Here is a 14,954-nt window from a genome sequence, read left to right on the forward strand (position 1 = left end):
TGCACCTTGATCGAGGTGCGCCTATTGTATGGAAAAATGCCTGCCCCTGCACCCATTTAGCGTGCTTTTTCGTGAAAGTGATTAAAGCACCGTCGATTTTTTATAAAGCATGCTACACTTCAAAGCATAGGGAATAAATCGCTTGCATCATGTCAAATATCAATAAAAAGTTATTTAATCGTCTGCACTTAAATCATGCTTATGGACAGCTCATTGCCCTTATTTTCGTGCCGATTATGATTTTGGCATGTGTCGGTGCATTGTTGGTGATTACCGAAACTTCAAATGCAGCCAAAGCTCAGCAACGCCAAATGGCGATTGCAATTTTAACGCGCTATCAACTCGATGCCGAAGCAGCCATTAATTTATTGAATGCTTCGCCTTGGCAATATGAAAATGCACGTTATCTCATGCAAAAAATGCTGGATGAAAAGCATCTGATCCGTGCCGCAATTATTGATGACAAAGGCAATAATAAACTCAGCATTGGTTATCAAGATCAGGCGCCATGGCCTGCGCTGAAAAAAGGCACCGATTTTTTTGGCCCCTTGTCTTTTAACGGCAATACGGTCTATGGTCTTCCCATCAACCAATTTGCTGGCTCACCTGCTCAGTTAGTGATTGAAGTTGACAATCAACCCTTACAAATTGCACGTTATCGTGTGTTGATTGTGTTGATTGCGACAGGCTTGTTAACACTCTTATTGCTTTTATTGTGTTTGAATTTTTACTCGCGTCGTTGGATCGCGCCCATGTATGAAATTCGCATGCAGTTACAACGTTTAAATGCCGACACCCTTGATCAACACATGATCATCAACAGTACCGGTGAATTACGTTTATTGCAGCGCGACATTGCCAATGTGGTGAAACGCTTACACTTTAGTTTTTTAGAACTAAAGGAACACACTGAGCAGACAGAAGACGATTTGCGCCGAACTCTTGACACATTAGAAGTGCAAAACATTACCTATCGCCAAGCACGTGACCAAGCCATTTCAGCAAGTCAGTCTAAATCTGTTTTCCTAGCCAACATTAGCCACGAACTGCGCACCCCACTAAATAGTATTGACGGTTTTATCCATTTGCTGTTGCGTCAAGACAACTTGAGCAACGACCAAAACCTATATTTACAAACCATTCGCAAGTCTTCTGCACACTTATTGGCACTGATTAATGATGTATTAGATTTTTCAAAAATTGATGCAGGTAAGCTAGAACTCGATACTGCCACTTTTGACCTTGAAGAAGCCATTTTTGATGTAATGGATATGCTATCCCCACTCGCAGCACAAAAGCATATCGACATGGCTTTTTACTATGCAGACAATGTGCCGAAGCATGTGGTCGGCGATACCTTACGTTTTAAACAAATTTTGACCAACCTAATTTCCAATGCCATTAAGTTCACCCCTGATGGTGAAATTATTGTGCGCGCAAGACTTGAACAAGATGATATTGGACAGTGTTTATTACATTTTAGTGTACAAGACAGTGGTATTGGTTTGAGTGGTACCGACCGTAAGAAATTATTTGAATCCTTCTCCCAAGGCGATGCATCTGTCACTCGCCAGTTTGGAGGGACAGGATTGGGCTTAGCGATTTCTAAACAACTCGTGCACCTGATGCAAGGCCAAATTGGCTTTGAAGACAACCAAGAACGTGCTCCAACAGAAAAAGGCTCCACTTTTTGGTTTACAGCCATGTTTATGGTCAATGAGGAAGATGAATTCATCGAACATCCTCAATTTAGCAATATTCAAGTCGTATCTTATTTAGCGCATCCTGCAACTGCCAATATTTTACGCCACTATCTAGAAGACTATGATGTCAAACACATTGAATCCAGCTCAATTTTGGATTTGTTTAGCCATCTGAATAAACTACCTCTAGATGTCGAAAACACCTGGCTGATTGTAGATCATAGCGGAGATACTGAGGCCTTATTGAAAGAAATCCGTCAACGCTATAATGGTAATCTTGCAGTTTACGGCTATCAAATGTCACTTGATCTAAACATGTTGAATGACTACCGCGCACGGCCTTTATACCAACCACTCAGCCGCAGTGCCTTGATTCAACTACTCAGCAATCAACCCTTGTTTGAAGATAACGAAATGGAGTCTTTCAATGGTCAAGGTTTACATATTTTGGCAGTCGATGATCACTTACCTAACCTCATTGTACTTGAAGCATTATTGGGTGAATTGAATGTCACTACCACCAAGGCCTTGAGTGGGCAACAGGCTTTAGAAATTTTACAAGAACACTTTGAACAGGACAGCAAGCCTTTTGATTTGATCTTTATGGATATTCAAATGCCTGTCATGTCAGGTGTAGATACTACACGCGCTATTCGTGCCTTAGAGTCAACTCTAGAAAATAATAAACGCTTACCGATTATCGCACTAACTGCACATGCTTTAGCTGATGAAAAGCAAAAACTCCTGCAAGTCGGTATGGATGACTATGTCACTAAACCAATTCAAATTGATCAAATTATCCAAATTTTGACTCACTGGACTACAGAACGTTTCAACAAAACCTCCGCGGTTGAAAAAGCCATCATGATTGAGGCGCTGGATCCGAAAGTACTGGACTGGCAACAAAGCTTACAATTGGCAGCAAACAAAGAAGATCTTGCTGTTGATCTGCTACGCATGTTGATGGATAGTTTCGACACGGAACTAAATGAAATGAAACAGTTGATAGAAATGGAAGACTTTCCGCAACTTGAACACGTTCTACACCGCCTATACGGGGCAACGCGCTATGTCGGTGTACCGAACTTGCAAGAAGCAACCGGCACATTTGAGCAGTTTGTTTCGACCTTGCGTAAAGAGCGACGTAAAGCCGATGAACAGTTCATTCAAGAAACCATAAAACGTTTTAATGAACTCAAAGTTGTCATTGAGCAAGTGCAACATGCTGCACAACAAATTTTAATCAAACATAATTCTTAAAAATGGCAGAAACACGACTAAAGTCAGTACTGTCTATCTTTTGATATGACTGCACTGTCATGTATCCTAACAAGGTGCATGTTATGCTCCATGCAAGCAAAAAATAAGAGTTTTCATCATGGCTTTACTTCGCATTGAAAAAAATAATGGCATCGCGACTGTTTCACTCAACCGACCAGACAAGCGTAATGCCATGAGCTTCGCTTTATTGCGCGAACTGGTGCAAACCGCTGAAAAAATCAAAAAAGATCGGAGCATTCGCTGTGTGATTCTGACTGGTGAAGCCCAAGTATTTAGTGCTGGTATTGACCTTGCTGATTTAAACAATCCCAAAAATCGCGCCTATGCCGCATGGGAACTGATTAAACCTGGGCAAAGTCTATTTCAAAAAGCGTTTCTTATTTGGCAAGAACTGCCTGTTCCTGTGATCGCAGCAATTGAAGGATTTTGTTTTGGTGCCGGCATGCAATTGGCTTTGGCTGCTGACATTCGTGTCGCTCACCCTGCAACTAAAATGTCGATTATGGAAAGTCGTTGGGGACTTGTGCCAGATATGGGGCTTACTCGCTCTTTAAAAGGCTTAGTGGGACTCGATCTTGCGAAAGAACTCACGCTTACAGCACGTATTTTTGATGCTCAATATGCCAAAGAAGTCGGTTTAGTCACACACTTAGATGAATCACCTCTTGCAAAAGCACAGTCTATTGCAGAAGAAATGCTACAGCGTTCACCTGATGCGCTCATGGCCTCTAAATACGTACTTGATGCCATGCAGCATGAGCCAAAAAAATCTTTGCGCATGGAAAAAATTTGGCAACTCAAATTACTGTTAGGTAAAAACAGCCAAATCGCGCGCAAAAAAGACAAACAACCCGATGTCCAATTTGTACCACGCCAGTACAAATAACAGCATTTAACCGCATTCAGTTTAGAAGAGAGTCCCATGAGTTTCGATCGACACACTAAAATTGCATTTCTTGGTATGGGGCTCATGGGAAGCCGAATGGCGACCCGATTAATTCAAGCAGGTTTCGAAGTCGCGGTCTGGAACCGCACTCCAAATGCCAAGGATGCACTCATTGATTTGGGAGCAACAGGCTTAGCCCTGCAAGACATAGCCCTCTATCCCGTTATCCTCACCTGTTTAGCTGACGACAAAGCGGTTGAAAATGTTTATGAACAAATAGAGCCGTTTTTAACAGCCAATCAAGTACTTGTCGACTTTTCCAGTCTTTCGGTTGAGCAAACGATTAAACTTGCTACACGTGCTGAACACAAACAGGTGCAATGGATTGATTCGCCTGTGTCTGGAGGAACTGTAGGTGCAGAGCAAGGAACGTTGGTGATTTTTGCTGGCGGTGATGTTCAAACCATTCAGGACTTGTCTTTAATTTATAATATTCTGTCACAGCGCGTTACTTGCATGGGCGCTACAGGCACAGGACAAGCCACTAAAATTTGCAATCAACTGATTGTGGCTGCCAATAGCACCTTGATTGCTGAAGCGGTGGCTTTAGCTGCTAAAGCTGGCGTAGATACTCGTCTACTTGCACCTGCACTGGCAGGTGGTTTTGCAGATTCTAAACCCTTTCAAATTTTAAGCCCACGTATGGCCACACACCAATTTGAACCCGTACAATGGAAAGTACAAACCCTCTCTAAAGATTTAAACAATGCTGTGCAACTCGCAGCCCACCATCAACTCGATATCCCCGTTGCAGCACGAGCACTTCAGCAATTGCAAGCACATCAACAACAAGGCTATGCTGAAGCTGACCTTGCCTCGGTCATATTACAAGTAGGACAGAAAGCCAAATAACAAAAGGAGAAAATCATGACCAAACTTGCTGTAAATTTATCCATGATTTTTACCGAAGTACCGCTGCTTGAGCGTTTTGCTTTAGCTCAAGCCGCAGGCTTTAAACATGTTGAGATCCAATTCCCCTATGAACTGAGTATTGAACAAGTTCAAACTCAACTAACACTACATGACTTAAGCCTCTGCTTGATTAATGTTCCCGCGGGAGACCTCATGACAGGTGGTAATGGTCTAGCAGGTGTCCCTGGCAAAGAACTGGAGTTTCATCGGGCCCTACAGTTGGCTGTGCAATATGCCAGCGCACTCAAAGTACCAAGCGTGAATATCCTTGCAGGCAAACAGCCATTGGACGCTGACCTCCTGCCTTGTTTAAACACCTTGGCTAAAAACTTAAAGTTAGCCTGCCACATGTTCACCGAACATCAAATTCAACCTGTCTTTGAAATGATCAACGGCACCGATATGCCACGCTTTTTAGTACAAAATATTGCCCAAGCACAAGAAATGTTAGAAGCCGTAAAACACCCTGCACTTAAAATGCAATACGACTGCTATCACATGGCAATGATGGGTGAGGATGTCCTTCAAGGCTTACAAGAAAATATTCAAGATATTGGACATATCCAGTTTGCCGACTGTCCGGGCCGGCACGAACCAGACACTGCACAAATAATGTATGCAAATATTTTTGAATGGTTACAACACAGCAACTATGATGGTTTTCTTGCGGCTGAATATCGACCAAAAACTGTTTCAACTCAGTCCTTTGCATGGAAGGCAAAATACTTTGCCACGCATCCTCAAAGCTAAGCCTTGTCAGATTTGAATTTTTCGGCCAAAAACTCTATACTATAAGGTGAGTTATTGTCCGGAAAAATTCCCTTTATGAATTTAGAACCATCGCCCAGCGCTTCTAATTCTCACGATCTCGCAATGAATACACAAGCTGCCGACGTACAAGCTTGCTTAAAAGTTGTACACGAAGCCCTTGAAGATGTAAAAGCAAAAGATATTTTAGCGCTTGATGTCAGCTCAATCAGTAATGTTGCTGATGCAATTGTAATTGCAAGTGGTACATCTACGCGTCACATTAAAGCACTTGCTGATAACGTTGCTGAAGAAGCACGTAAAGCAGGCTTCCGCCCTCTCGGTGTCGAAGGCGAACGTGATGCTGAATGGATCTTGATTGATCTTGGCTTTGTTGTTGTGCATGTGATGTTGCCAACAGCACGTCGTTTCTACGACCTCGAAAGCCTATGGCGTGCAGCCCCAGAAGAAACTGTAGCCTAATCAAAAAAAGCGACCTAAAGGTCGCTTTTTTATACGCTATATTTTCTAAATGAGCCAATGCAAATCCACTGACGGATAATGTGTTTTAACCTGTCTCTTGATACTGGCATAAACCTGATCAGCTTTTGCAGGGCCGTAAAATTCACAGTACTTTTCATAGCAGGCTGTCAACATCTGAGCATACTGAGCCATCAGTAAAGTATTTAGAAGCATCCGATCATCCAACCTTTGGTTTGCAGACATCAAAATAGATAATGCTTCCAACTCCACCTTTACTTCACTTTCAAAATCCTGCATATCAACATCTTTTACCGACTGACAAATACCTTGCATAAAAAAGATGAAAGCATCCAATAATTGCTCTTGTGTCTGTTCTGCTCGGAGCTCTTGGGCTGTAGGCTTGAGTAATACTTGTTTTTCAACTTGTGCCATCTCTGCTAAGACATTTCTGAGCATATCTTTGCGGTGATAACGCAATTCTTCGGTAGTGCAAATTTCACTCAAAAAACGATTTAAAACAAAGGATGGTTGATCACCATATTTGGCTTCCCAGTGATTCAACACTTGCTCCAAAAGTGTCCCCGGTAAGTATTGACTGAGGCCTCGTTCAATCGCTTGACGTTTTTGCAAAATACTTAATGTTTCAGTCGACATGAGCTATCCTCTTCATTTAATGACGTTTAGTCATATCATCTGTTTCAAAAGTCACATCATGCTGAAACTCCGGATAGGACAGTTCGGCATGTTCGGTATAGTCTAAACCACGTTGTTCATGTTGTTTACTTACACGTAGACCACCCAATACTTTATCCAAGACTTTGAACACAATAAAAGCCACACCAAACCCCCAAATAAATGCAGCCATAATACCTAAAATTTGTACTGCAATTATTTCTGAATTAAACATTCGCCCTTCAAAAAATAGCCCTGCTGCCAACGTCCCCCACGCACCACAAAAGCCATGCACAGTCACGGCATCAACCACATCATCCAAACGAAGTTTTTCCATCAATACAGGTAAAATACTGACCAGAATTCCAGCAAAGGCTCCACTCATCACTGCAAAAAGTGGGCTCATGGTTGCACAGCCTGCGGTGATTGCAACCAACCCACCTAAAGACGCATTAATCGTGCCTCGCATTAAAATCGCTTTACCTCGAATCAGGGTATAGACCATGTAGGCAACGGCCGAAGCACACGCCGCTAAATGCGTGTTTAGGGCTATACGCCCAATACTCACTTCAGCTTTAACGGTAGAAGCAGCATTAAAACCAAACCATGCTAGCCATAAAATAAAACCACCTAGCGCCACCAGCGGTAAATTATGTCCAGCCAAATAGTGAACTTGCCCATTGCGACCAAAACGTCCGAGTCGTGGCCCAAGCACAATAATACCCGCCAGAGCCACCCATCCACCAATCGAGTGCACAACAGTTGAACCTGCAAAGTCGATAAACCCTAGAGCCTTCAACCAGCCCTCGCCGTCAAACAAACTTCCCCAAGCCCATGCCCCAAAGATCGGATAAATCAAACCGCTCACTACTGCCGCACTGACAATATAGGCTACAAAGTGAATACGCTCTGCCATTGCGCCACTGGCAATAGTGGTGGCAGTTGCAGCAAACATCATTTGGAAGAACAATAAATTCCAATGCCATCCATCCATTTCATTGGGTGCAAAATGAGAAGTTCCGATCCAGCCAGTTTGGTTTACCCCAAACATTAAGCCAAAGCCAATCAACCAAAACACCAAGCCCCCTAAACATGCATCCATATAGTTTTTCATGAGTACATTAATCGTATTTTTAGAACGAACTGAACCACTTTCAATCAGTGCAAAACCCGCTTGCATAAAAAACACCAAGATACCACCTAGCACCACCCAGACACTGTCTAAAGATAGGCGAATTTCTTGTATATTGGCTGCACTCACCACAGGTTCAACTGCCCAGGTTGAGCTAGAACACAATAAATATAGCCCTGCTAAAATTTGAAGTTTTTTCATCATTATCCCCCAAAGAACCGAAATAAAAATTGCAACAAATATGCCAATTTCTAGGGATATACTTAATTTTCTATATATATTTCAAAACATTTATTTGATCAAAAGTTCCAGTAACTCAACCTTTTTCAACCTTATTTTCACATAAACAATCTTTCTAAAATTTAAAACCCATTTCTCTTATTGCATAGAAAACACATACATTCTGCCTTACATCACGCGTACTCGAGCTAATGTCATTCAAATATTAAAACGATGTTGCTTTGAGACCCTTTTCAGAAAGACGCCAAACCTCTCACATAAAAAAAGTGACCCGAAAGAGTCACTTTTATAAAACAACGAACCCATTCAATTTTTTATTGTGCGTCAGCCCCCCCGCCTAAGACCTTATATAACGTGACACGATTGGTGGCTTCCTCTAGAACCAACGTAACAAGTTCTTGCTGTGCACTATAATATGTTCGCTGCGCAGTCAGGGCCGTCAAATAGCTATCCAAACCTTCTTTGTACCGGGCAGTAGATAAACGATAACTACGTTCCGAGGAACGGACTAGGTCTTTTTGTGCATCAAGTTGCGCTTCAATATTCTGACGCACAGCCAAAGCATCTGCTACATCAGAAAAAGCGGTTTGAATCGCTTTCTCATATTGTGCAATATAGATATTTTTCTGAATTTTGGCTGAATCTAAAGAAGCTTTAAGCTCCCCTCCTTGGAAAATAGGCACAGAGATCGTTGGTATAAACGACCATGTACCAGTTCCAGCACTAAACAGCTTTTCTAAATCGCTACTGCTTCGCCCAGCCGTGGTGGTTAATGAAATGGTTGGAAAGAAAGCTGCTCTTGCGGCTCCGATGTCAGCATTTGCCCCCTTTAAGAGATGCTCTACATATAAAACATCGGGGTGGTTTTGCAGCATGCTCGAAGATAAGTTTGCAGCAATTGGAGCCAGACGTATGGATTGCAAATCTATATCATTTGAGGGAAGAAACTCAGCTGGTACAGCAGTGCCTACGATTAAGTTCAATGCATTCTGCGCTTGAGCCAAAGCCTTCTTGTAACTGGCAATATCAGCCTTGGCACTATCGACACTGGTTTTAATTTCCTCATAGTCTAGGGCAGAAGATATACCTTCTTTATATTTGGCATAAGTGAGTTTGAGTGTTTTTTCCTGACTGGCCAGCGTGCTTTCTGCGATGCGCAATTGTTGCTGATAAGCTGCAATCGTCAACCAATCACTGGCAACCTCTGCAACCAAGCTCATACGCGAACTACGTTGTGTTTCAGCGGTTGCAAAATAGCTTTCTAAAGACTCAGTATTCAAACTTCGAATACGACCAAACAAATCAAGCTCCCAACTGGTAAATCCTACAGAAAACTCACTAGAGCGACTGATTTGGCTTTGCCCCGATGAGGATTGTGCTTTAGATGCAGATTGAGATACAGATGCACTTACACTTGGATATAAGTCTGCTTTCTGAATGCGATATTGTGCTCTAGCTTTATCAATATTCAACATCGCCATACGCAAGTCACGATTATTATCTAAAGACATCGCAATGACTTTTTGTAAGCGAGTATCAAGAAAAATAGTGCGCCACTGTATATCTGCAACTGGTTGAGAAGAGCTCTCCCCCACAGCCTGATTATTAAATGACGTTGCGACAGGCGATGTTGGTTGACTATATTCTGGATTGAGATTCATGCACCCCGTCATTCCCAGAAAACACAGCCCCACTGCGCCATATTTATAGTTCAACAACATTATGAATGCTCCTGTGGTAATTCAGCTGTTTTCTTTTTGGAAAAAATGCTACGGATAAGAACATAGAATAAAGGGACAAAGAAAATACCAAGTGCCGTAGACAATAATGTTCCACCAAAAACACCTGTTCCTAAAGAGTGACGCCCGCCTGAACCTGCTCCCGTACTAATCACCAAAGGCAATACCCCGAGTAAGAACGCAAATGATGTCATTAGAATTGGACGCAGACGCATTTTAGTTGCATGTAAGGTTGCAGCTATTAAGGTTTCACCTTTTTCTTCTAACTCTTTAGCAAATTCCACGATCAAAATCGCATTTTTCGAAGCCAGACCGATGGTTGTCAGCAAGCCAACTTGAAAATAAATGTCATTAGATAAGCCTCGCAACGTTGTAAATAATAAAGCGCCCAACACACCAATCGGCACGACAAGTAAAACAGAAAAAGGAATCGACCAACTTTCGTATAAAGCCGCTAAACACAAGAATACAAACAGGATTGAAATAGCATATAGCAGGGGTGCCATATTGCCCGACTGCTGTTCTTGATAAGACAAGCCAGACCACGCATAGCCAAAACCATTTGGCAATTGTTTGACTAAGTTTTGCATTTCTGCCATCGCTGTTCCAGAACTCACTCCTTCTGCAGCTTGCCCTGAAATTTCCATTGCGGAAGAACCATTAAAACGAGCTAAAGAAGACGGCGCAAAGTTCCATTTACTTTCAGTGAAAGCAGAAAATGGCACCATATCATTATCATCATTTCGAACGTACCAGCGATTAATATCGCTAGGTAACATACGCGCAGACGCTTCACCTTGCACATAAACCTTTTTAACACGCCCATTATTTACAAAGTCATTGACATAGCTACTGCCCAAAGCAGTTGATAAAACATCATCAATATCACTTTGACTGACTTTTAAAGCACCTGCTTTGGAGTCATTAATTTTCAAGGCAAATGTAGGTGCATCTTCTAAGCTGCCATAGCGAACAGCCGTAAGCTTTTCATTTTGCTGAGCGAGTTTTAGAAGCTGATCACGGGCCGAAACCAATGCATCATGCCCAGCTCCACCCAAATCTGTCAGCTCCATGGTGAAACCTGAGCCTTGTCCCAAACCCGGAATCCCAGAGGGTGCCATGGCAAAAATCTGCGCATCTTTAAACTTAGAAGCCATATCTTTGGTAATACGGTTCCCAACACTTGTAGCATCGGTAGAACGTTCAGACCAATCTTTTAACTTAATGAATCCCATTCCTGAGTTCTGACCACTACCTCCAGTACTAAAACCAGCAACACTCATCACCGATTCCACTTCAGGTTGCTTTTCTACATAGTTAGCAACTTGATCCATAACACGCACAGTTTGTTGTTGCGTCGCACCTGATGGTAGTTTGATTGACACCATCAACATGCCCTGATCTTCTTCAGGTAAAAATGCTGTTGGAAGTTTCCAAAACAGCCCCGCAATAGAAACAACAATGAGTAAATAAGCCACCAGACCTAGACGTTTATGAGCAAGTATCCATTTCACACCACGGTTATAGCGCTCGGTATTGGTATTAAATGTCTGGTTAAACCACTGAAAAAATCGAGAAAGCACGCCTGTTTTTTTCTCAGTTCCATTTTGATGAATTGGCTTCAACAAGGTTGCACATAATGCAGGGGTAATCGTCATTGCAACAATCACCGAGAGAATCATCGCAGAGGCAATCGTAATAGAGAACTGGCGATAAATGGCTCCTGTAGAACCACTAAAGAATGCCATGGGAATAAATACCGCCGTCAGTACTAAAGCAATACCAATAAGCGCACCTGTAATTTGCCCCATTGATTTTTCAGCAGCCGCCTTAGGTGATAGTCCCTCCTCTTGCATGATCCGTTCAACGTTTTCCACCACAACAATCGCGTCGTCCACCAAAAGACCAATCGCCAACACCATGGCAAACATTGATAAGGTATTAATGGAATAACCCAAAATAGACAACACGCCAAAGGTCCCCATGAGCACAACAGGAACGGCAACTGCAGGAATTAAAGTAATACGCCAGTTTTGCAAAAACAGATACATAATAATGATGACCAGCGCAATTGCTTCAAATAAGGTCTTCACTACTTCTTCTATCGAAATTTTGACAAAGGGTGCTGTGCTATAGGCAACCTTATAGTTCACACCCGTAGGAAAGAACGCTTTGAGCTCTTGTAATTTTGCTTCTACCGCATTTGAAACATCTAAAGCATTTGCACCAGCTGCAAGCTCAATCCCCATGCCTGCTGCATTCTTACCATTGAACTTACTCAAGGCCGCATAGTCTTCACTGCCGAGTTCAACATTTGCCACATCAGATAGCCGAACCTCCGCTCCACTTTCATCTGACTTTAAAATAATATTTTTAAACTGATCCACTGTTTTTAAGCGACTACGTGCCGTTACCGTGGCACTCAATTCCTGCCCATTTACAGCAGGTAAAGCGCCAAGGGAACCTGCCGCAACATCGCTATTTTGTGCTTGAATAGCCGTTACAATATCACTGGGTACTAAAGAATAGGTTTTGAGTTTTTCTGGATTTAGCCAGATTCGCATGGAATACTGCGAACCCATCACTTGAACATTACCAACACCACTGACTCGACTCACTTGGTCTTTTACACTAGACACCATGTAATCTGCCAAGTCCGTACCATTCATACTGCCATCTTCTGAGATAAAACTCAGCACCATAAAGATACTACCTGAAGACTTGGTCACCGTCAGACCATTGTCCTGCACGGATTCTGGCAAAGAGGATTCCGCTTGCTTCAACTTATTCTGGACTTGAACTTGTGCCGTATCTGGGTCTGTCCCTGAAGCAAACGTTAAGGTTACCGAAGAGCTCCCTGAGGATGAACTACTTGATGACATATACAGTAAATTATCCAACCCCGTCATACTTTGCTCAATCACTTGCGTCACTGAGTTTTCTGTCGTTTCAGCTGAAGCACCTGTATAAGTTGCACTGATACTGACTGTTGGAGGAGCAATGTCAGGATATTGCTCAATAGGTAAAGTATATATAGAAAGTGCACCCGCCAAGGTGATCACAATTGCAATGACCCATGCAAAAATAGGTCTGTTAATAAAGAAACGAGCCATTGTTCATCCTATTTTTGATCTGAGGTCACTGAATTACTTGCAGTTGCTTGCTGTACCACTTTCACGGTATTCCCCGAAGAAACAGTACTCACACCTTCAACAATCAACTTCTCCCCAGCTTTTAGACCAGAGGTCACCACCCACTGGTTGCCTTGTGCATCCGAGGTTTCGACGGTACGTTCAACCACCTTATTGTCTGCACCGACCAACTTCACAACAGGATCTCCCTTATGATTTCGGGTCACTGCCTTTTGTGGAATCAGAATAGCCTGATGATTAACTGCTAATGGTAGCTCTGCCTTAACATAAGCACCTGGAAGCAATAGATATTTAGGATTTGGAACAATAGCTCTTAAATTTACCGTACCCGTTCCAGTATCAACGGACGTTCCAATAAATTCGAGCGTCCCCGTATGTTCATAAGTCGAACCATCTTCCATAATAATACTGACAGGCACCTTACCATTAGGGGCATTCAATGTTCCCTTATCAATTTGCTTTCTCAGATTAAGTAACTCAGTGCTCGATAGCGTGATATCAACATAAATTGGGTTTAATTGTTGGATCGTTGTCAATGCGGTCGTTTGCTCAGCCGTCACCAGTGCACCAGGAGTATATGTAGACGTGGCAATCCGTCCTGAGATCGGGGCACGTATTGAGGTATAGCCCAAATTAATTTTGGCTGTATTTAACGCCGCTTTTGCAGAAATAACGGCTGCTTCTTGTTCTTTTAAAGTTGCTTGAGCATCAAGGGCATCTTGCTGACTAACCGCTTCAATTGCGAGAAGGTTTTTATAACGTTGCGCTTTGGGCTTTGCGGCAAGCAAACTCGCCTCAGCTTCAACTAAATCACCACGCGCACTTTCATGTGCTGCTTGATACAGTTTAGAATCGAGCTGATACAATACCTGACCAGCTTGTACATAATCTCCTTCCTTAAAAAGCCGCTTTTCAATAATACCACTCACTTGAGGCCTGACATCTGAGGTCAAATAAGCCGTTGTCCGACCAGCCAAGGTTTGTTTCATGTCCATAGACTGAGGTTGGATCGTCATCACCTCTACTTCAGTTACAGACTTTTGTGGAGCGACCTGCTCTTGATCACAAGCAGATAAGGTAAGACCAAGACAGCATATAATCATTCCTGTCAGAAAAGCCTTTTTGAATACTACCGATTTTTTCATTGCACACGCACACCTAGATTTGAAAAAAGACTGAACCCACCACATTAAATTTAAGAAATAAAATATTGTATTTATTGAATATTATTTTCTTTCTCTTTCACTTCACCAAATAAGGAATCCATTGCTGTTAACATCGTTTCATAAATACGCTGTAAAATAGCCTGATCAACATCTTGCGAATACCCTTTCGCCGTTCTCAAAATGACGCCCTCCGTTAACGTGGCAACCACCTCAGCAATTGCTCTTATTTCTTGTGGAGACGCGGTTTTGTAATATTCTTTTAAAATATACAAACCTTGCTCCTGCATTTTTTTTTCTGATTTTTCAATAGTTTCGATTATTTTATTATTGCCACTAATATTGAGAACTTCATATAACAAAGATAATTCTTCAGAACTCATATTATTAGGATGCCCACTGGCAAGCTCCTGAGCCTTTATATGTACATCGTGTCGGTGAAAGCCAGGAGTGCAAATGCGCTTGTCCGTAATACTCAAAATCATATTTTCTATGATTTCATCTTTATCTTGAAAACAGCGATAAATTTGTCCGGGACCTAATCCACTGGCCTTTGCAATGTCTGCAATTGAAAGTTGATCTAAACCATGTGCTACAGTTAACTCTATAGCTTTATCAATAATAAGTTGTTTTCTTTTGTTCTGTTTTTCCGTGCGAGATAACGGGTGCAAGTCCATAATAAGGTTTAGCCAAATTGAGAATAATAATTCTCAATTTAAACACCTAAATACAAATCAGCATGCTGATTTCTTATACAAAATGTGTCTTTGTGAGGTTTTTTTGT

11 protein-coding genes are annotated in these 14,954 nt (G+C 42.1%); 5 read left to right on the forward strand and 6 right to left on the reverse strand.

Features of this window, described 5'->3' with window-relative positions; genetic code table 11:
- The first annotated feature begins 149 nt into the window (after window positions 1-149).
- From B9T36_RS12830 to rsfS, 5 genes are all read left to right on the forward strand, one after another.
- Window positions 150-2,963 carry an ATP-binding protein gene (locus tag B9T36_RS12830; RefSeq protein WP_086209861.1) on the forward strand — a complete coding sequence of 938 codons (2,814 nt, stop codon included), beginning with the start codon at window positions 150-152 and terminating at the stop codon, window positions 2,961-2,963.
- A gap of 118 nt (window positions 2,964-3,081) precedes the next feature.
- Window positions 3,082-3,870: a crotonase/enoyl-CoA hydratase family protein gene (locus B9T36_RS12835; RefSeq protein ID WP_086209862.1), complete on the forward strand. Its 789-nt coding sequence runs from the start codon at window positions 3,082-3,084 to the stop codon at window positions 3,868-3,870.
- Window positions 3,871-3,906: 36 nt separating this feature from the next.
- Window positions 3,907-4,782 carry an NAD(P)-dependent oxidoreductase gene (locus tag B9T36_RS12840; RefSeq protein WP_086209863.1) on the forward strand — a complete coding sequence of 292 codons (876 nt, stop codon included), beginning with the start codon at window positions 3,907-3,909 and terminating at the stop codon, window positions 4,780-4,782.
- Between the two features lie 15 nt (window positions 4,783-4,797).
- Window positions 4,798-5,592, forward strand: coding sequence for a hydroxypyruvate isomerase family protein (locus B9T36_RS12845; protein ID WP_086209864.1), 795 nt, complete (start codon window positions 4,798-4,800; stop codon window positions 5,590-5,592).
- 75 nt (window positions 5,593-5,667) lie between these two features.
- Window positions 5,668-6,072: a ribosome silencing factor gene (rsfS, locus tag B9T36_RS12850; protein ID WP_086209865.1), complete on the forward strand. Its 405-nt coding sequence runs from the start codon at window positions 5,668-5,670 to the stop codon at window positions 6,070-6,072.
- 45 nt (window positions 6,073-6,117) lie between these two features.
- Here rsfS and B9T36_RS12855 read toward each other — a convergent pair whose 3' ends face one another.
- From B9T36_RS12855 to B9T36_RS12880, 6 genes are all read right to left on the reverse strand, one after another.
- Complete coding sequence (locus B9T36_RS12855; RefSeq protein WP_086209866.1) at window positions 6,118-6,726, reverse strand: hypothetical protein; 609 nt, start codon at window positions 6,724-6,726, stop codon at window positions 6,118-6,120.
- A gap of 16 nt (window positions 6,727-6,742) precedes the next feature.
- Window positions 6,743-8,077, reverse strand: coding sequence for an ammonium transporter (locus B9T36_RS12860; RefSeq protein ID WP_086209867.1), 1,335 nt, complete (start codon window positions 8,075-8,077; stop codon window positions 6,743-6,745).
- Between the two features lie 353 nt (window positions 8,078-8,430).
- Window positions 8,431-9,837: an efflux transporter outer membrane subunit gene (locus B9T36_RS12865; protein WP_171264470.1), complete on the reverse strand. Its 1,407-nt coding sequence runs from the start codon at window positions 9,835-9,837 to the stop codon at window positions 8,431-8,433.
- The gene (locus B9T36_RS12870) at window positions 9,837-12,968 is read right to left on the reverse strand and encodes an efflux RND transporter permease subunit (protein ID WP_086209868.1); all 3,132 of its coding nucleotides are present in this window, start codon (window positions 12,966-12,968) and stop codon (window positions 9,837-9,839) included. Before B9T36_RS12870 ends, B9T36_RS12865 begins: the two co-directional genes overlap by 1 nt.
- A gap of 8 nt (window positions 12,969-12,976) precedes the next feature.
- The gene (locus B9T36_RS12875; RefSeq protein ID WP_171264471.1) at window positions 12,977-14,152 is read right to left on the reverse strand and encodes an efflux RND transporter periplasmic adaptor subunit; all 1,176 of its coding nucleotides are present in this window, start codon (window positions 14,150-14,152) and stop codon (window positions 12,977-12,979) included.
- Between the two features lie 71 nt (window positions 14,153-14,223).
- Entirely contained in the window at window positions 14,224-14,847 is a 624-nt protein-coding gene (locus B9T36_RS12880; protein WP_086209870.1) for a TetR/AcrR family transcriptional regulator, read from the reverse strand.
- Between the last annotated feature and the right edge of the window lie 107 nt (window positions 14,848-14,954).

Source organism: Acinetobacter sp. ANC 4204 (assembly GCF_002135205.1).
Classification (GTDB): Bacteria; Pseudomonadota; Gammaproteobacteria; order Pseudomonadales; family Moraxellaceae; genus Acinetobacter.